Source organism: Bacillus sp. BS98 (assembly GCF_008432245.1).
Lineage (GTDB): Bacteria > Bacillota > Bacilli > Bacillales > Bacillaceae_G > Bacillus_A > Bacillus_A toyonensis.
Genome location: NZ_CP043830.1, coordinates 2,652,995 through 2,670,496, shown reverse-complemented (window position 1 = coordinate 2,670,496; position 17,502 = coordinate 2,652,995). Strand labels below are relative to the sequence as shown.

Sequence of the window (17,502 nt, the reverse complement as noted above, 5' to 3'; positions counted from 1 at the left end):
ATTTTAAAATGTAAGGAGTATTTTGAATGGCACGTATTTTATTCATTAACGCTGGATCAGAAGGACATATAAATCCAACATTACAAGTTGTAGAAGAACTGATTTCTCGCGGTGAAGAGGTCGTTTATTTTTCAATAGAGGCTTTCAGGGAGCGTATTGAGAAGACAGGTGCTACTGTACGAACAATAGATGATCAAAAATTTATACAAGCATTTCTTTCCGGTGGTCGAAATTATTTACAGGAAAGAATAAACGGCCTTCTACATACAGCAGATATTGTAATACCTAGTGTTTTAGAGCAAATTGAAGGAGAATATTTTGATTACATGATCCACGATTCTATGTTTGGCTGTGGTCATTTAATTGCCCAAATTCTTAATCTTCCGGCCATAAATTCCTGTACATCTTTTGCGCAGGATGAAAAATCATTTAAACAAATGTTAGACCATCTTTCTAAAAATATCCCAGTGGAAGTGCAGAATAGAATATATAATGATTTTCAAAACTTAACTAGAGAAATTGCAGGGAAATATGGTGTTGAAATAAATTCACCGTATGAAGTTTTCTGTAATCCAGCACCGCTTACTATTGTGTATACGATTAAGGAGTTCCAACCTTTTGGTAATACGTTTAATGAAACATTTAAATTTGTAGGTCCATCTATTTCTGCACAAGGGGAAAATGAAGATTTTGATTATACTTCAATTGAAGAACAAAGCCTGATTTACATTTCACTAGGTACTGTTTTTAATGAAGCAATTAATTTTTATAAACTTTGTATGAAGGCATTCGAAAATAGTAAACATACAATTGTTATGTCTATTGGTAGTAAAACGAAAATAAGTGATTTAGGTGATATTCCTAAAAACTTCATTGTGAAAAACTATGTACCGCAAACTGAACTACTTACATATACAAAATTATTTATTACACATGGCGGGATGAACAGTATGCATGAAGGACTATATAACGGAGTTCCACTCGTTGTAATTCCGCAAAATGCAGATCAGCCAGTAATCGCAAAGCGAGTAGAGAGTCTCGGAGCAGGAGTTAAATTGCAAATGCAAGGATTAACTGCGGATAAACTTAGTAAAAGTGTAGAAATAGTATTAAGTAATCCATCATATAAAGAAGCTGCTTTGAATTTGAAGGAGTCTCTCCGAAAATCAGGTGGGTATACGCAAGCAGTTGATGAAGTTTTTAAATTTACTGGCCGGTATTAAAACTATATATGTGAAAGGGTGTCTATATTAAATGATGTAGACACTTTTATGTTATATGAAGCGAGGAATTAATTATATGGAAAGAATGAAGGTATTAAATGTGAATTTTGAAGATATGACAGCTACACCATTTTTTCAAGTGGAGGCAAAAAATAGAATTAGATTCGATATAGAATTATTTGAGGGGAATTTGAGAAAATTAAGAGGACTACTGACTGAACTTTTTAAAAGCCCCGATACAATTGACGTTTCATTTACTTCCGGTTATATAACATATGGTAAAAGTAAGAGAGTAAATGAGAAAACAAAAATTGGAAGGTTCATGAAGATTAAAAATTGGACCGAAACGCAAGTAGACGTTGATGATCTTGAAAGTACAATCATATTTACTACGATTAAAGGTGTCAATGAAGATGAAGTATATAAATATTGCAAGTATGTCGTTAGTGGTGGTCAGCAAGCGTATATTTCTTTTTATAACGATACTTATTTGCTGTATATAAGTACAGACGTAATTGACATTATTTCACCAGATACAAGTTTAATAGAAAAATTAAAAATCCAATACTATGACGAGTATGACAAGTTTTATGAGACTATTTTGAAACATTAAGGATTATTCGCAATACATAAGTAATTTCACGTACCCAATAGATATATATATTGAATATGGAAATGGAAGGGTGTTTCAAAAAATTTAATCTCACATTACTATGCATATCAAGTTGATTAAGAAATATTTCGAGAAGACTTGGTGCAATCCATCCGCTTATACAAAATGCTTTTATATGGCCTTTTTTTACAAGATTTATAATTGCTATTGCGAACTTTTACTTTATAATTTTAAGATGTAGTTTTATGTGTTAGTAATAATTTCACTGTTTCTGCACAACTTCTGCACGTGTTTAGGTAATTTCTATGTCATGATATATTCAGTAAGTGAAATATATCACATGGAATGAAATATTTCTTTACTACGGTGTATGCATAACTTATGCATACATCACTACAATATTGTCTCGTGTTATTCTTTTACATCAAAGCCCACATTACACTACGAAGTATAACAAGAAGGGGACATGAACATGAATAATCGAATTTTAAAACATCTACAGAACATGAAAATGAACAAAAAAAGTCTAGGAGCTGTTGCATTAACAGCGGGAATTATCGGCACGACACTTATTCCTCAAAATGCTTACGCGCATGGTTTTGTTGAAAAGCCTGGCAGCCGTTCCGCTTTATGTAGTCCAACTTATGGTGCACTAAATGTAAACTGCGGAAGTGTTATGTATGAACCACAAAGCTTAGAAGCACCAAAAGGATTCCCGCAAGCTGGTCCAGTTGATGGACAAATCGCTTCTGCAGGCGGAAAATTTGGTGGTATTTTGGATCAACAAACAGCGGATCGTTGGTTTAAAAATACAATCACTGGCGGAGAAAATACGTTTACTTGGAAGTTTACAGCGCCACATTTAACAAGCAAATGGCACTACTACATTACTAAAATAGGCTGGAATCCAAATAAAGCACTAACAAGAGCAGACTTTGAGCCAATTGGAACTGTACAACATGATGGTTCCGCAGCTTCAAATAATGTAGCACACAAAATCAATGTACCTACGGATCGTAGTGGCTACCATGTGATTTTAGCTGTATGGGATGTAGCTGATACAGCAAATGCGTTCTATAATGTAATTGATGTAAATCTCATCAATAATGTGAAACCAGACACAGAAGCGCCAAGTATTCCAAATGGAATTCAGACACAAAAAGTAACAGCGAATAGTATAGAACTAACATGGAACACTTCTACGGATAATGTAGGAGTAAAAGGGTATCAAATCTTCCGTAACGGAGAGATGATTGACACCGTACCAGGCACTCATTTTATTGATAAGAAATTACAACCAAGTACAGAATACTCTTATACTGTAAAAGCAATTGACGCAGCTGGCAATGTATCGAAAGAAAGTACAGCGCTTACAGCAAAAACAACAGTTGAGGCTCCTGATACAGAAGCACCAACACAACCAAAAGGATTACATAGTATGGGAACGACAGCGTCAAGTGTGGACCTAATGTGGAGTCCATCTGACGATAATGTTGGTGTAGACCATTACGATATTTATAGAGAAATAGAAGGAACAATGAAAAAAATCGCAACATCTAATACGACTTCTTATATGGATAATAATTTACTCGCTAATAAGACTTATAAATATGTAGTGAAAGCTGTTGATGTAGCTGGAAATGAATCCGTACAAAGTGATATATTCACAATTACTACAAAAACTGAAAGCGTTTCATATGGAGAGTGGGATGCAAAGAAAGCGTATAAAAAGGGTGATAGAGTCCTATACGAAGGAAAAGTGTATGAAGCCGTACAAAATCATCAAGGAAATGGGGATCCAAACTGGATTTATGCTTTATCCTTATGGAGAGCAGTGTAAGTTTTACCTCAAAATGAAATAAAAGATAATGGGCTTTGATGCAAAAAAAGGAAGCTTGAGAATTCACTTTTCTGCTTATAAAAAAGACGACGTATTCAGCGTCGTCTTTTTTATAAATTTTACTTTCCTCCATTAAATGATGATAAGTCCCGTAATTAAACAAAAGCGTTAATATAATAAAAAAGGAGAAATGAGAAATGTATAGAAAAATCGTTGAGTATGATTCTAAAATGTTTTTAAAAATGTGGTGAGTGAAAAAAAGAACCCTTTATAAAAGGGGTTCTTCTGGTGAGTGAATCTATTAATTGCAATCTTGATAATATTCATCACATGAATCGTTATTCTCGTTACAGCAAATACAAAATGTTTTTTGGACAAATAAACTAACTATACTAGTAGAACCTTCCTGTTTTGTAAGAGTAAGACTTTGAAAATCTTCAACTTGAAATATTTTTGTTTGAACAGGTTGTAATGTTGTAGTAATTGGGCGGCTAGATTTTCTTGTGAGAATAGTTACTTGAACGGGTGCACTCATGCCGACAACGAATAACTGAATTAATGTTTTATTATGATTGTTTGTAAAATCCTCGAATACAGTTTGTGGAGCAGTGGTTTCAAGGAAAACAGATACAGGTATATTTCCATTTGCATTTTCTGCAGAACCAGCAATTGTATGGGTTTCAATAAAACAGTTATTTTTTTGATCGTCCGAATGTGATTGTTTTTTATAATATTTTTTACCATCTTTATAAAAATAATTTGCCATACTTATGTTACTCTCCTTTCTTTGAGATATCAATATATATTATTAAACAAAAGGAAAAAGTGCTTGTACAAAAGGTTAACATTCGCTATCGTAAATAATTGAAAACGCTATTTGATATGTATATAATTTGAGAATGTTTTAGTTTTTAAGTAAAAATAAAGCACACATTAAAGTGTGCTCCTATGAAAGCTTTAAATTTGTATGACTAAATAGTCACCATACAATAAAATATGCTTATTTAATATAAATGTGTGTCGAATCTATAATAATATATTTCGGCTCACATTGCGTTTTTATTACCGAATTTGTGCAACCGTTAACGCTGCCGAACGAATGTCTACAGTACCAATTACTTCAACGGGTACAATTTGAATTAAATCACCAGGGTTTAAGTTAATGAGAATGACACCACTGGATACATCAACTTCACCAGTGCCAAAAATATTAGAACGGACTGCGGTTCCAGATCCTGCAATAATATTAGTTGATGAGTTTAGTGTCAAGAAAAATCGTGCTGCTTCCGGTGCTACGGGAACATTATCAAGGCTAATTGTTAGTGTATAACTAATTTGATATATACCAGCTATTTGAATTCTAATACCAGTTCCAATACTAATTGTATCATTTATTACGGGAACGGTAATATTAGGATTTGGCCCTGTACTAGGTAATAGTAGTGGGGTGAATAATGTTGCAAATTGAGGTGAAGTAGCATTGAAAGCAAAACCAAGGGCAGGTAGTGTACTAGGGGCTTGTGCACCACAATTAAAGTGCGTGAATTTACGACTAGATGAGAGCATATTTTCACTCCTTTCTTTCATTTAGATAACGTAAGTAATAATCTCACGTTTTGGACAAGCATAATACAATATATGAAAATTTATAGTACAAAGTGCAGAAGTGTTACTATTACGGATAATTTTTAATTTTATATAGAAAAAAGCAGCTAGCCGAATTAGCAAACTACTTGGTAGGTTTTTAAAGAGAAAACAGGAGAATATTGACGGGATATAGATCTTTATTCAGAGGGTTCAAATACCATTAAAGAAAAAATATAGCATACCGCATTCCAAATCATGCAATCTAAATAATTGTAAAGGTTATATATTATAAAATCTATATAAATAGTCCTCTTGAAAAATGTTGAAATTGGCTAGCAATACAGGGGTAGGTGTAATAGTATCAATTTTAAATTTTATATAGAAGTCACTATTAGGTACATGAATGTATGACTCTCAATACATGGGGATTAAATTTTTTGTACAAGAATTTCATCTTGCGGGTCGTTGTTTTTAATAACTCGAAAGCGGTAGGAACATTATACTGCCAGCAAATTGAAAGTTTATAGATATGATATTAGAATATCCACCAAAAATAATTCAAAACGAATAAGATACAAAAAAGGTTACTATAAGAATACTTCATGTAAATTCATATAGTAACCTTTCTATTATGATAATACTTTCGTCATAAGTATATGTGGAATGCTATCTTCCATAAATACATTGGAAGAAGTTTGATAGTCTAATTTTTTATAAAATCCTTCAGCTTGTGTTTGCCCGTGTAGTTTCACTTTTGTAGCTTTTTTACTACGGGCAATTTCTTCTAACGTTTGAATAATTACTTTACCTAATCCGTATGTACGATAATCTTTTAAAATACAAATGCGTTCTAATTTTCCGGCACCATCAACAAATCGTATACGACCTGTACCTACAGGAAGCTCATTATAATAAACTAAAATATGTTTACATTCTTCACCGATTTCATCAAATGTATCGAATTCATCTTCAAGAGGAACACCTTGTTCTTTTACAAATACTTCTTTTCGAATGTGAAAGGCAGTTTCTAAATCTGTAAGTTTTGTTATGAGTTTGGATTGCAAATTGTTCAGTCCTTTCTAGTGTAATCAGTTTTTGTTTTCATAGTATATCATAATAAATAGCTATAAAGAGAAGAAGAAAATAATAAAAAGCCGACTTTAAAAAGTCAGCTTTCATTATAGTTCCTTTATCCCGTTTTTAGTACCGATAATCGCTTTCCTTGTCATATTTATAAACAATCCTGAATCAACTACACCAGTAATCATTTTTAATTGTTCGTGTAAATTAGCAGGGTTAGATATATAATTAGGAAATATACAATCGATAATCATGTTATTATTATCGGTAATAAAGGTTTCATTATTTTTTATACGTAACGTTGTTTGACACCCTAAAGATTGAACTTTACTTTCGGTTTGTTTCCATGAAAAAGGGATAATTTCAACAGGCAATGGGAAATTACCTAAACGAGCCACAAGTTTTGATTCATCAGCAATAATAATGAGTTCTTTAGAGGAGGAGGCAACAATTTTCTCACGAAGTAATGCGCCACCGCCGCCTTTTATAAGCTGTAAATCGGAATCAATTTCATCCGCTCCATCAATTGTAAGATCAAGACTTTGTACGTCGTTTAAAGAAATCAGGGGGATGTTTAGTTGCTTTGCTAAAGCTTCAGTTTCCTTTGATGTTGGTACAGCTTGAAAGTATAGCCCGTCTTGTACAAGTTGACCTAATTTTTGTATCGTCCAATATACGGTAGATCCTGTGCCTAGTCCAATGTTCATTCCATCTTTTACAAAGTTAGCAGCATATTCGCCAACAAGTTGTTTTAAATTCATCATTTTACTCCGCTGGGCGTGGACCGGTAGCTAATCCTGAATTTTCAACTGTAAGTACCGGACGAACGACTATATCTTTATGTACACGCATTTGACAAGATAATCGTAAATGATCTTCAATCCCTTTTTCTGTCATCGCATTTTTTTCATTCGCACTCGCTTCACAGAAATCACCCGCTATAATTTCTACTCTACAAGTTGTGCAACGTGCATTTCCACCACAACGATGAAGAATGTTTACACCGTTATCTTCAATTGCTAATACTAACTTTGTTCCTTCTTTCACATCAAAAGTGCCAGCACCTTCAATTGTTAATTTTGGCAAATTTGTTCCTCCTCACGTAAAATTGTACATAACATATTTATGACCGCGAATTATTGAATATAAACATTATTTTTTTTTAAGTCCCGTAACTTTTTTGTTTCATCAATCGTTTATTAAGTAAGCGCTGAAAAGGAGTGGTTATTTTGTGCACAAAAGTAACGCAATTGTTTAAGAAACATATCGATATGAATCATTCAAATATAAATTTTTTGATTGAAAATTATGCAGAGTTAAAAAGGTATTGTACGTTTTTAACGAAAAACAGATGGGATGGGGAAGATCTCGCCCAAGAAACAGTTTGTAAAGTTCTTCAAAAATATAGTAATAAAGATATTTGCATGACACTTGTATATAAAATAGCTAGAAATCGTTGGTTAGACCAGATAAAGTCAAAATCAGTTCATGAAAAAATAAGGGAACAAATTACTTTCGAAGAACCACATGAAAAAATTGCAGATTTGCATGAAATGGTAGGGAAAGTATTATCTTCATTAAATGTACAACAATCCACAATTTTATTATTAAAGGATGTTTTTCAATATAGTATCGCTGATATCGCTAAAGTATGTTCTGTATCGGAAGGAGCAGTGAAAGCTTCTTTATTTCGGAGTAGAAATAGGCTGAAAACTGTAAGTGAAGAAGGGCTAGAAATCGTTGAATTCACAGAAGATATTGATATTGTTGTAACGTCTATTCGTGAAGAAAGGCCGGAATTGTTAACTAAGCTTCTTCCAACAATAGATTTTACGAAGTTACCAACTAAACAACCTGTCTTATTATTCAGTGCGAAAAACCCTTCTTCCTACAGTTGTATGCTTTGTGCGGCATAACAATTATTGGAGGGATTTAAAATGAATGCAATTCCATATGTAGTAGAGCAAACGAAATTAGGAGAACGTTCCTATGATATATATTCAAGGTTATTAAAAGACCGAATTATTATTATCGGTTCAGAAATTAACGATCAAGTAGCGAGTAGTGTTGTAGCTCAATTATTATTTCTAGAAGCGGAAGATGCAGAGAAAGATATATATTTATACATTAATAGCCCAGGCGGATCAACGACAGCAGGTTTTGCAATATTAGATACAATGAACTTAATTAAACCAGACGTGCAAACACTTTGTATGGGATTTGCAGCATCATTTGGTGCGTTGTTACTCTTATCAGGTGCAAAAGGAAAACGATTTGCATTGCCTAACAGTGAAATTATGATTCATCAACCGCTTGGTGGTGCGCAAGGGCAGGCAACTGAAATCGAAATAACAGCAAAAAGAATTTTAAAGCTAAAGCATGATATTAATAAAATGATTGCAGAAAAAACAGGGCAACCGATTGAAAGGGTAGCACATGATACAGAAAGAGATTATTTTATGACTGCAGAAGAAGCGAAGGAATATGGGATTGTAGATGATGTTGTTACGAAAAAATAAGATAAAACAGGCTAGAGAATATGCGAATTCTCTAGCCTGTTTTATTAATCTTTTATCCATTCATCAACTAACGATTGATTCTTTTCAATCCATTTTCGTGCTGCTTCTTCTGGATCTTTCGTTTTATTTAGCATGACCATTAATGTACCAAGCTGCTCATCGTTCATTTTCCATTTATCAAAGTATTTCACAATATCCGGATGATCTTTTTCGAAACCTTTACGAACGGAGTAATAAATGTCATCTTTTTCACCATATACTTTCTTAGGGTCTTTTAAATATTTTAAATCAAATTCTGAAAAACCCCAATGAGGATTCCAAAGCGTAACAGCGATTGGTTTCTTTTTCGTATATGCCTTTTTTAATTCACTCATCATCGCAGCTTCTGAAGATTGGACAAGTTTTAGTTTAATATCATATTCCTTCATCGCCTTATTTGTTAAATTCATTAGGCTGCTGCCAGGTTCGATTCCGACAATTTTGTTATCTAGTTCATCTTTATGTGCATTTAAATCCTCGATACTGTTTATGTTTTTCAAATAAGAAGGAACGACAAGGCCAAGCCCTGTACCTTCATACCATTTTGATTTTAAGACAATGTCATTTTTATATCGATCATTTAATGGTTTATCCGTAACAGGCAGCCATACTTCTAAATTTGCATCAACATCACCACGAGCGACACCAGTCCAAATTGCCGCTTTTTCTAAATACATGAGTTCAACTTTGTAGCCTTTTTGTTCTAATAACACTTTCCACATGTTTGCAGTTGCAATATTTTCTTTCCAACTTGTTACACCAAGTTTAATTTTTCCTTTCGAATTTGCATTTGTTGCATTACATGAGGTGAAAATCATAGTAATAAATAATGCAAGGCATATAAGCCATATTTTCTTTCTCATTGAAAACCTCCTAAGAAACGTTTGCCTTTTTAATTAAATGTATAAGTAAGCATTCTTATTATGAACGGAAACGAGAATTTTAAAGAAATCTTATGAATGTCATTTTTATGTAATATTTCTTTGTAAAATCGCAACACTATGTAAATAGATGGGTAGAAAAGGAGTAGTGACATGGATAATACAAAGGTGCGTGTTGAAAACGTAACAAAAGTATTTGGGAAACACCCGCAAAGAGCCCTTTCCTTATTAAAAGAAGGAAAAAGCAAATCCGAAATTTTAAAAGAGACCGGAATGAATGTTGGTGTGAAAAAGGCAACGTTTGAAGTATTCTCTGGAGAAATATTCGTTATTATGGGGCTGTCGGGTAGCGGGAAATCAACGTTAGTACGCATGCTAAATCAATTAATTAAGCCAACCGCAGGTCATATTTACATAGATGGTGAAGACATCGCAACTATGGGGAAAGAGGAATTACGAAGAGTAAGAAGAACGAAAATGAGTATGGTGTTTCAGAAGTTTGCTCTATTTCCGCATCGTACTGTTTTACAAAATGTTGCATACGGATTAGAAATACAAGGAGTTCCAGTAGAAGAACGAGAGAAAAAAGCGTTAGAGTCACTTAAGTTAGTGGGACTCGATCATCATAAAGACAATTATCCAAGTCAACTTAGTGGTGGGATGCAACAGCGAGTTGGTATTGCGAGAGCGCTTACGAATGATCCGGATGTTTTACTTATGGATGAATCATTTAGTGCATTAGATCCGCTTATTCGAAAAGAAATGCAAGATGAATTGTTAGAGCTACAAGATAAAATGGAGAAAACAATAATATTTATTACTCATGATTTAGATGAAGCACTTCGAATTGGAGATCGTATTGCATTAATGAAAGATGGAGAAATTGTTCAAATTGGAACGCCTGAAGAAATTATGATGAGCCCTGCTAATGAATTTGTAGAGAAATTTGTTGCGGATGTGAATTTAGGAAAAGTAATTACGGCGGAGTCTATATTAAAACGACCGGAGACTTTATTAATTGACCGTGGACCTCGTGTGGCACTGCAAATTATGAGAAATGCGGGCGTTTCTACAGTATATGTTGTAAACAAAAAGTATGAGTTTTTAGGTATATTAACCGCAGATGATGCAAGTAAAGCAGTACAAAAACAGTGGCCGATTGCTGATTTATTACTTAACGATATTCCGCACGTTTATTTAGATACTTTACTTGAAGAGACGTATGCAAAAATGGCAGAGATGAAATATCCGTTACCCGTTATTGATGAGAAGAAAAGGTTAAGAGGAATTATTAAACGTGAAAGTGTCATTCAAGCTCTTGCAGGTAACATTGAGGAAGAGGTGAAAGACGATGAATAGTATACCGCGTATTCCATTAGGGGAATGGGTCGACTCGTTTGTTGCAAGTTTATATGAGAACTTTGAAGGCTTGTTCCGAGGATTCTCTTATATTATCGGTGGATTCGTTGATTTACTCACTAATTTTTTAACAATAATACCAGCTATATTGATGATTATTATACTATGTTTCCTCATTTGGTACACAACGAGAAAATTATCTTTAGTTATTTTTACACTCATCGGATTGTTATTTATTTTAAATATTAACTATTGGGCACAAACGATGCAAACATTAGCGCTCGTACTTACGTCTGTTATTATTTCGATTATTGTCGGAATTCCAATCGGTATTTTAGCATCTCAAAATGAGCGTTTCTCAAAGTTTTTAAAACCAACATTAGATTTTATGCAAACAATGCCCGCATTCGTATATCTCATACCAGCGATTACATTTTTCGGAGTAGGTGTAGTACCTGGCATAATTGCATCAGTAATCTTTGCGATGCCACCAACAATCAGATTTACAGACTTAGGAATTAGACAAGTTCCGGAAGATTTAATTGAAGCAGCGAATGCATTTGGATCCACAGCATCACAAAAACTATTTAAAGTACAATTACCACTCGCAACTGGGACGATCATGGCCGGAGTGAATCAAAGTATTATGCTTTCGTTATCGATGGTTGTAACAGCGTCACTTGTAGGAGCACCAGGACTAGGAGTAGATGTGTACCGTTCTGTAACACAAGTTAATATCGGAATGGGATTTGAAGCGGGACTAGCCATTGTTGTCATCGCGATTATATTAGACCGCATTACACAAGGATTTCACCAAAAAAGAAAATAACAAAAAAAAACACACTTTATTATACAAAGTGTGTTTTTTGTTCGAAAAGATTACATACGAACAATAACAGAACCGCCAGCTGGTGCACAAACTTGATTTTTTTCTTGTTCCATTGATTTTATTAATTGATTATTTTCTTCGATTAATGAGATTAATTTCGCTAATTGGCTTTCAAGACTTGCGATGCGCTGCATCATATATTGAGAATCGTGATGCAGTGTATTTCTTACGGGATGGGGGGAGTAAGCATATTGTTGATTTATATTTGGATTCCAATGAGGATACATTTGAATCGTTCCTCCTTCAATGAATAACTGATCTTTCTTATAGTAAATGCCTATGTAGATGTAATGGTGACTTGAAAATTCTTTCATATAAAGAGGATTAAATAGGGGGAATGGAAAAATAATAAAGTACATTTTTTGGAAATTTTCAAGTGGGATAGAAAATATATTAGGAAATAGCAACATTCATGTAAATATTATATTGGGAGAAATGATGAGAGGAGATGCTATTTTGGCTAATAATAAAAAAAGAAATAATGCAATGACAATTGGTGTCGCTATAGGCGTTGTAATCGGCGTAGTACCTGGCTTATTTACTGATAATGTAGTAATTGGAATTGCGATTGGGATTGTAATTGGAATGGGGATTGCGGTTTTGAAGAAGGAATGAGGTGCAAATTATTAAAATGAAATAATGTAAAAATTCCTAATTAAAAAGATTGAATTTTCGGAATAAAAAACCTGTTTTTTCCTTTTTTTATGATATTATATATAAAAAGGATGGTGATGGATATGTCAATATACAATCCAGCAGAACAAAACTGCTTCATTTGTGAAAAACATAAAGGAAACATTATAGTTCCAGGTGACGCTATTTATGAAGACGATCTTATATACGTTGGACATGTCCATTGGGATACAGAAGAAACATATCTCGGTTACGTAATGATTGATATAAAAAGACATGTACCTGGTCTTGCTGAATTAAATGAAGATGAGGCGAAAGCATTTGGACTTATAACAAGTAGAATAAGTAAAGCGCTAACAGAAAACGAAGGTGCAGAACATATTTACACGTTTGTTTCGGGTAATGGTGTACCGCATTTACATATGCATATTATTCCCCGTTATCCGGATACACCAAGAGAATTTTGGTCGCCTACTGAAGTAGCAAATTGGACTGGTGCACCATATGGAGGTTCTGAAGAAATTAAAAAACTATGTGAAAGAATACGAAAGTATATGGTAAATGAGTATGCATACAACAAATAATAACCAATATTCATGGGTTGGAAATACGGAAATGTGTTTAGGGGAAATCTCAGTTAAGCAATATGATGACATTGTACTTGGTAAATACGGTGGGAATATAAGTGCCGGAGCAAAAAAGAATGAAGACGGTGCGTTAGTTTGGTCAAATGATGATTGGGAATTTGCAGCTATTTTAGACGGGCATAATAGCGCAGAAAGTGTTGATTTAGTTATACATACAATCGAAAAAGAATATGAAAATATAAAAATAATGATGAATGAACGAATTGAAACAGTTTTTCAATCAGTTGCAAATCATATACTTACAATTTTTCAATCCTCCTCATTTAAAGAAAAGTGCAAAAGAGTTAAAGGTGAAACAGCTTTTTTACTATGTGTAAGAAAAGAAAACTATATATGGTGGCTATCTATTGGAGACTGTCTCGTTTATGTATTTCATGATGAATTACATAAATTAGGGCAATACGCACTAAATCAACGTCATTTTTACGAATGGATTGGCAATGTAAATACATTTGAATTACCTGTACCTTGCTATTCATCAGGAATTCGTGAATTACGTACTGGCAACAATCGAATTGTAATGGTGACAGATGGGGTATTAGAATGTGGGGAACGTCGTTATGAAACGCCATTAAATCTGTATAACGATATGAATGAAAATAAGATAGAGCTTAAAGAAAATGTTCACAATGTTTTAGAACACGTGCATCATCAATTGGGGCGAGATAGTGCAACAATTATTAGTTGGGATGTTGAAAATAAAAAGAATGCTACGTATCCGAGTGATCAGCCGGAGAAAATGAAAGTAAGAAAATAAAAGGAGGGGGGTCCGTCAATTATAAAAATGGCTCTATTAATTTTATAGGTACTATCCATATTCGATTATGAAAGAATAGCAAGAAAAAAGTTAAACATCCTGAAACAAAAAGGATGAGAAATAGATTGTTGTTGTACAATACATAAAACATGTCTTGATAAAACTACTATTTAAGCATAAAGAAAATGAAAACATTATCGAAACATGGAAAAATTATATAGTCTACTTTATTAAAAATATAATTAATTTAATAGGAGGGAATGCAATGGGCAACTCTACTATTTGGATTATAGTTATTAGTATGATAATTGGAGGATATTTTTTAGAAAAGTTTTTAAGAAGAAAATTAAATATGCCAAAGGGCAATGTTTGGATATATAAGCATGTAAATAGTTTACATGTAAAATTAGAAATAGGTCTTTTTATCGTATATCTTATATTAAGTTTTATTTATCTGTTCAAAGCAGAAAATGCTAATATAGGAATTGTTGTACTTATTTATTTTGGAGCAATTTCCTTATTACGCGTATGGATGGAATGGAAGTATAACAGAGAGACAAAGGAATATATTCTTTCTATAATTGGATTCTTTGCATTTGTTTTTATGGTTTCAATGTTGTTTTATTTTGATCCTCTTTCTACATATTGATATCGTTTGGGTTTTTAATGATGAATATTTAATAAGAGTAGCTACCATTATTTATCTTGATAGCTACTCTTTTTATTTACATCTTCCTAAAACTCCTCAAAACAAGAAATTCCCACAATCTCCAAGGAAGAATCTTCTTCGCAAAAATCATAAATTTTACACCTTTTCCAATTGGATATCGTAAATTAGTACGCTTTGCTTCAGCAATTTCAACGATTTTATTAGCAACATCTATTGGATTACCAAATGTATCACTACCGCTATTAATATGTTTTTGTATTTTATCCATATATTCTTTGTAAGGAGATGTTGTACCAGATTGGTTTTCAGCTAGTTGTTTACCAACCTCCCATATGTTTGTGTTATAAGAACCTGGTTCAAGTAAAGCAACATCAATTCCGAAAGGTTTTACTTCTAAGCGAAGGGATTCACTCCAGCCTTCTAATGCATATTTTGAAGATACATAAGGAGATAAACCAGGGAATCCAACTTGGCCGCTAATGCTGCTTATATTAATGATTTTTCCACTTTTTTGTTCTCTCATATATGGTAAAACAAGCTGAGTGATTGATATAGCGCCAAAAAGATTCGTTTCAAATTGTTTACGATATTCCTCTACTAGAATTTCTTCTACAAATCCTCCATTTGCATATCCTGCATTGTTTATAAGGAGGTCTACTCTATTAATTTCTTTTAAAAACACTTGGAAGTTATGTATAGAGTTTTGATTTGTTACATCTAATTGTTGAATTTTTATGTTTTGTTGTAAGTTTAGTTTAGTAGCTTGAGATAGTAAGTTTACTTGTTTTTCAAGGTTTCGCATTGTAGCAATGACAATATAGTCTTTTTTTGCTAGTTCAAGTGTCGTTAATAGTCCGAATCCACTTGATGCTCCTGTAATAACCGCGATTTTTTTATTCATTGGTCGCTCGCTTTCTTTTTCTTTTATCATAACGAGTTATAGGAATAAAATCTATTAATGATACATGTTGTTTTAATAAGATTATATGATAAAGTGCTTTAGTTTTTTCATTTATATATGTATTGGAATGATTTAAAAAGGGAATTGTGTAGACTCAGCGTATATAGAGAAGTAAGTATTATATAAGCCAATGAAATGAGGGGAAAAAAATGGTCCATGTGAAAGACGTATTAGCAGATCAGTTGTTAGCAAATGCGAATGATCCTAGTTGGTATATGCCATTTTCAGATGCAGTGAAGGATTTATCAGAGAGAGAAGCTTTCTGGAAACCGAATGAAGAGAGTAATAGTATAGCAGAAATTGTACAACATTTACTGTATTGGAACTCAACGTGGCAAACTAGGTATAAAGAATCAAATGTTAATGCGGTACCCGCTATTGGTGACAATAACAAAAGCTTTATGCTATCAGATAATCAAACATTCGAAGAGTTAAGGGAAAAATTATTAGAGAAATTGTTACAATGGCAAAATCTCATTAATGAAGACAAGGTTGAAAGTGATGTAGTTGGATTTCCTGTATCCGCGAAGTGGTGGGAAGTGCTAGGTAATGTAACTACTCATAATGCGTATCATATTGGTCAAATTATTTACATCCGGAAACTACAAAAAAGTTTTGATAGTGAATAAGCGAATGATTCTCTAGTAAGGTGAACAAAAGTGGACAAAACGAGACAGCTGTCTCGCTTTGTCCACTTTTTTATTTTTAAAAAGAAGAGAAAGTCTATTAAATCAAGGTTAGAATTTGGCACGCTTCTTGCAATATAATAGATGAACAAGAAAATAGGAGGGCTGGACATGTTAAAAACAACTGAAAGTAAAGGGAATGAAATTACGAAAGAACAAGCTCGCTGGATGTATGAAAAAATGTTAGAGATTCGTAAATTTGAAGATAAGGTACATGAATTGTTCGCGCAAGGTGTTTTACCAGGTTTCGTTCATTTATATGCTGGAGAAGAAGCGGTAGCAGTTGGTGTATGTGCCCACTTAACGGATAGTGACAGTATTACAAGTACACATAGAGGTCACGGACATTGTATTGCAAAAGGTTGTGATTTAAATGGTATGATGGCTGAACTTTTCGGGAAAGCGACAGGATTATGTAAAGGTAAAGGCGGTTCCATGCATATTGCCGATTTAGATAAAGGAATGCTTGGTGCGAATGGCATTGTAGGCGGGGGTTTCCCACTTGCTTGCGGTTCAGCATTAACAGCTAAATATAAAGGAACGAAAGATGTAAGTGTTTGCTTCTTCGGTGACGGAGCAAATAATGAAGGAACATTCCATGAAGGGGTTAATTTAGCGGCGATTTGGAAGTTACCAGTTATTTTTATCGCTGAAAATAATGGTTACGGTGAAGCAACTACATTTGAATATGCTTCAAGTTGTGATTCTATTGCTGATCGTGCAAAAGCATATAACATTCCGGGAGTTCAAGTAGATGGAAAAGGTTTACTAGCGGTATATAAAGCAGCGGAAGAGGCTGTTGAACGTGCACGTAATGGCGGTGGCCCAACTTTAATTGAATGTATGACATATCGTAATTACGGCCATTTCGAAGGGGAAGCACAAATGTATAAAACCTCAGAAGAAAAAGAAGAACATTTAAATGAAAAAGATGCGATTGTGAATTTCCGTAAGCATTTAATTCATGAAGGTTTATTAACGGAATCTGAACTTGTTGATATGGAAAAAGCAGTAGACGAAGCAGTGCAACGATCAATTGATTTTAGTGAAAATAGTCCATATCCAGAGGATGAAGAATTATTAAAAGATGTATACGTTTCTTACAAATAAGAGGAGGG

The 17,502-nt window shown here is 33.5% G+C and carries 21 protein-coding genes; 13 read left to right on the top strand and 8 right to left on the bottom strand.

Annotated features, from left to right (window positions below; all coding sequences use genetic code 11):
- The first annotated feature begins 26 nt into the window (after nt 1–26).
- The 3 genes from F0362_RS13790 to F0362_RS13780 all read left to right on the top strand — a co-directional run bounded on the left by F0362_RS13790 (nt 27) and on the right by F0362_RS13780 (nt 3,676).
- Nucleotides 27–1,223 (top strand): macrolide family glycosyltransferase, encoded by a 1,197-nt coding sequence (locus F0362_RS13790; protein ID WP_000101093.1) that lies wholly within the window; start codon nt 27–29, stop codon nt 1,221–1,223.
- 76 nt (nt 1,224–1,299) lie between these two features.
- Nucleotides 1,300–1,836: a phosphatase gene (locus F0362_RS13785; RefSeq protein WP_149889826.1), complete on the top strand. Its 537-nt coding sequence runs from the start codon at nt 1,300–1,302 to the stop codon at nt 1,834–1,836.
- Nucleotides 1,837–2,308: 472 nt separating this feature from the next.
- Complete coding sequence (locus tag F0362_RS13780) at nt 2,309–3,676, top strand: lytic polysaccharide monooxygenase (protein ID WP_001065212.1); 1,368 nt, start codon at nt 2,309–2,311, stop codon at nt 3,674–3,676.
- A 301-nt stretch (nt 3,677–3,977) separates the two neighbouring features.
- On the opposite strand, the gene F0362_RS13775 is transcribed toward F0362_RS13780, so the two are convergent.
- The 5 genes from F0362_RS13775 to F0362_RS13755 form a co-directional block, all read right to left on the bottom strand.
- On the bottom strand, nt 3,978–4,442 hold the full coding sequence (locus tag F0362_RS13775) for a hypothetical protein (protein WP_000024959.1): 465 nt from the start codon (nt 4,440–4,442) through the stop codon (nt 3,978–3,980).
- A gap of 296 nt (nt 4,443–4,738) precedes the next feature.
- Nucleotides 4,739–5,242, bottom strand: coding sequence for an exosporium protein ExsF (gene exsF / locus F0362_RS13770; protein ID WP_000953228.1), 504 nt, complete (start codon nt 5,240–5,242; stop codon nt 4,739–4,741).
- Nucleotides 5,243–5,892: 650 nt separating this feature from the next.
- The gene (locus tag F0362_RS13765) at nt 5,893–6,327 is read right to left on the bottom strand and encodes a GNAT family N-acetyltransferase (RefSeq protein ID WP_001190886.1); all 435 of its coding nucleotides are present in this window, start codon (nt 6,325–6,327) and stop codon (nt 5,893–5,895) included.
- Nucleotides 6,328–6,441: 114 nt separating this feature from the next.
- Nucleotides 6,442–7,104: a ribose 5-phosphate isomerase A gene (rpiA, locus tag F0362_RS13760; protein ID WP_149889825.1), complete on the bottom strand. Its 663-nt coding sequence runs from the start codon at nt 7,102–7,104 to the stop codon at nt 6,442–6,444.
- A gap of 4 nt (nt 7,105–7,108) precedes the next feature.
- A complete protein-coding gene (locus F0362_RS13755) occupies nt 7,109–7,429 on the bottom strand; it encodes a 2Fe-2S iron-sulfur cluster-binding protein (RefSeq protein WP_001125384.1) in 321 nt (106 codons plus the stop codon).
- 143 nt (nt 7,430–7,572) lie between these two features.
- Here F0362_RS13755 and F0362_RS13750 point away from each other — a divergent pair, with 143 nt between their 5' ends.
- Complete coding sequence (locus F0362_RS13750; RefSeq protein ID WP_000337530.1) at nt 7,573–8,259, top strand: RNA polymerase subunit sigma-70; 687 nt, start codon at nt 7,573–7,575, stop codon at nt 8,257–8,259.
- 21 nt (nt 8,260–8,280) lie between these two features.
- Nucleotides 8,281–8,862 (top strand): ATP-dependent Clp endopeptidase proteolytic subunit ClpP, encoded by a 582-nt coding sequence (gene clpP, locus F0362_RS13745; protein ID WP_000991620.1) that lies wholly within the window; start codon nt 8,281–8,283, stop codon nt 8,860–8,862.
- A 44-nt stretch (nt 8,863–8,906) separates the two neighbouring features.
- On the opposite strand, the gene F0362_RS13740 is transcribed toward clpP, so the two are convergent.
- Complete coding sequence (locus F0362_RS13740; protein ID WP_001227651.1) at nt 8,907–9,764, bottom strand: glycine betaine ABC transporter substrate-binding protein; 858 nt, start codon at nt 9,762–9,764, stop codon at nt 8,907–8,909.
- Between the two features lie 171 nt (nt 9,765–9,935).
- Here F0362_RS13740 and F0362_RS13735 point away from each other — a divergent pair, with 171 nt between their 5' ends.
- Nucleotides 9,936–11,141 (top strand): quaternary amine ABC transporter ATP-binding protein, encoded by a 1,206-nt coding sequence (locus F0362_RS13735; protein ID WP_000370604.1) that lies wholly within the window; start codon nt 9,936–9,938, stop codon nt 11,139–11,141.
- Nucleotides 11,134–11,970: an ABC transporter permease gene (locus F0362_RS13730; protein ID WP_001084772.1), complete on the top strand. Its 837-nt coding sequence runs from the start codon at nt 11,134–11,136 to the stop codon at nt 11,968–11,970. The genes F0362_RS13735 and F0362_RS13730 overlap by 8 nt, the downstream gene beginning before the upstream one ends.
- A 50-nt stretch (nt 11,971–12,020) precedes the next feature.
- Here F0362_RS13730 and F0362_RS13725 read toward each other — a convergent pair whose 3' ends face one another.
- Nucleotides 12,021–12,257, bottom strand: a complete 237-nt coding sequence (locus tag F0362_RS13725) for a hypothetical protein (RefSeq protein WP_000283217.1) — start codon at nt 12,255–12,257, stop codon at nt 12,021–12,023.
- A gap of 211 nt (nt 12,258–12,468) precedes the next feature.
- Here F0362_RS13725 and F0362_RS13720 point away from each other — a divergent pair, with 211 nt between their 5' ends.
- From F0362_RS13720 to F0362_RS13705, 4 genes are all read left to right on the top strand, one after another.
- Complete coding sequence (locus F0362_RS13720; protein ID WP_001213777.1) at nt 12,469–12,645, top strand: glycine zipper domain-containing protein; 177 nt, start codon at nt 12,469–12,471, stop codon at nt 12,643–12,645.
- 116 nt (nt 12,646–12,761) lie between these two features.
- Nucleotides 12,762–13,247, top strand: coding sequence for an HIT family protein (locus F0362_RS13715; protein ID WP_002093704.1), 486 nt, complete (start codon nt 12,762–12,764; stop codon nt 13,245–13,247).
- Entirely contained in the window at nt 13,225–14,067 is an 843-nt protein-coding gene (locus F0362_RS13710) for a PP2C family serine/threonine-protein phosphatase (protein ID WP_002093707.1), read from the top strand. Before F0362_RS13715 ends, F0362_RS13710 begins: the two co-directional genes overlap by 23 nt.
- A gap of 265 nt (nt 14,068–14,332) precedes the next feature.
- Nucleotides 14,333–14,716, top strand: a complete 384-nt coding sequence (locus tag F0362_RS13705; RefSeq protein WP_000528453.1) for a DUF4181 domain-containing protein — start codon at nt 14,333–14,335, stop codon at nt 14,714–14,716.
- 76 nt (nt 14,717–14,792) lie between these two features.
- On the opposite strand, the gene F0362_RS13700 is transcribed toward F0362_RS13705, so the two are convergent.
- Complete coding sequence (locus F0362_RS13700) at nt 14,793–15,638, bottom strand: oxidoreductase (RefSeq protein WP_001034822.1); 846 nt, start codon at nt 15,636–15,638, stop codon at nt 14,793–14,795.
- Between the two features lie 209 nt (nt 15,639–15,847).
- On the opposite strand from F0362_RS13700, the gene F0362_RS13695 reads away from it, so the two are divergent.
- Together F0362_RS13695 and acoA are read left to right on the top strand one after the other, a co-directional pair.
- Nucleotides 15,848–16,327: a DinB family protein gene (locus tag F0362_RS13695; RefSeq protein WP_000233795.1), complete on the top strand. Its 480-nt coding sequence runs from the start codon at nt 15,848–15,850 to the stop codon at nt 16,325–16,327.
- Between the two features lie 168 nt (nt 16,328–16,495).
- Complete coding sequence (gene acoA, locus F0362_RS13690) at nt 16,496–17,494, top strand: acetoin:2,6-dichlorophenolindophenol oxidoreductase subunit alpha (RefSeq protein ID WP_149889824.1); 999 nt, start codon at nt 16,496–16,498, stop codon at nt 17,492–17,494.
- Nucleotides 17,495–17,502: the final 8 nt, after the last annotated feature.

What these genes read in the sequence shown, in the direction of transcription:
- F0362_RS13790 (WP_000101093.1), top strand. Translation starts at nt 27, where the DNA reads ATGGCACGTATTTTATTCATTAACGCTGGATCAGAAGGACATATAAAT.
- F0362_RS13785 (WP_149889826.1), top strand. Translation starts at nt 1,300, where the DNA reads ATGGAAAGAATGAAGGTATTAAATGTGAATTTTGAAGATATGACAGCT.
- F0362_RS13780 (WP_001065212.1), top strand. Translation starts at nt 2,309, where the DNA reads ATGAATAATCGAATTTTAAAACATCTACAGAACATGAAAATGAACAAA.
- F0362_RS13775 (WP_000024959.1), bottom strand. Translation starts at nt 4,442, where the DNA reads ATGGCAAATTATTTTTATAAAGATGGTAAAAAATATTATAAAAAACAA.
- exsF (WP_000953228.1), bottom strand. Translation starts at nt 5,242, where the DNA reads ATGCTCTCATCTAGTCGTAAATTCACGCACTTTAATTGTGGTGCACAA.
- rpiA (WP_149889825.1), bottom strand. Translation starts at nt 7,104, where the DNA reads ATGAATTTAAAACAACTTGTTGGCGAATATGCTGCTAACTTTGTAAAA.
- clpP (WP_000991620.1), top strand. Translation starts at nt 8,281, where the DNA reads ATGAATGCAATTCCATATGTAGTAGAGCAAACGAAATTAGGAGAACGT.
- F0362_RS13740 (WP_001227651.1), bottom strand. Translation starts at nt 9,764, where the DNA reads ATGAGAAAGAAAATATGGCTTATATGCCTTGCATTATTTATTACTATG.
- F0362_RS13735 (WP_000370604.1), top strand. Translation starts at nt 9,936, where the DNA reads ATGGATAATACAAAGGTGCGTGTTGAAAACGTAACAAAAGTATTTGGG.
- F0362_RS13730 (WP_001084772.1), top strand. Translation starts at nt 11,134, where the DNA reads ATGAATAGTATACCGCGTATTCCATTAGGGGAATGGGTCGACTCGTTT.
- F0362_RS13725 (WP_000283217.1), bottom strand. Translation starts at nt 12,257, where the DNA reads ATGTATCCTCATTGGAATCCAAATATAAATCAACAATATGCTTACTCC.
- F0362_RS13720 (WP_001213777.1), top strand. Translation starts at nt 12,469, where the DNA reads ATGAGAGGAGATGCTATTTTGGCTAATAATAAAAAAAGAAATAATGCA.
- F0362_RS13715 (WP_002093704.1), top strand. Translation starts at nt 12,762, where the DNA reads ATGGATATGTCAATATACAATCCAGCAGAACAAAACTGCTTCATTTGT.
- F0362_RS13710 (WP_002093707.1), top strand. Translation starts at nt 13,225, where the DNA reads ATGAGTATGCATACAACAAATAATAACCAATATTCATGGGTTGGAAAT.
- F0362_RS13705 (WP_000528453.1), top strand. Translation starts at nt 14,333, where the DNA reads ATGGGCAACTCTACTATTTGGATTATAGTTATTAGTATGATAATTGGA.
- F0362_RS13700 (WP_001034822.1), bottom strand. Translation starts at nt 15,638, where the DNA reads ATGAATAAAAAAATCGCGGTTATTACAGGAGCATCAAGTGGATTCGGA.
- F0362_RS13695 (WP_000233795.1), top strand. Translation starts at nt 15,848, where the DNA reads ATGGTCCATGTGAAAGACGTATTAGCAGATCAGTTGTTAGCAAATGCG.
- acoA (WP_149889824.1), top strand. Translation starts at nt 16,496, where the DNA reads ATGTTAAAAACAACTGAAAGTAAAGGGAATGAAATTACGAAAGAACAA.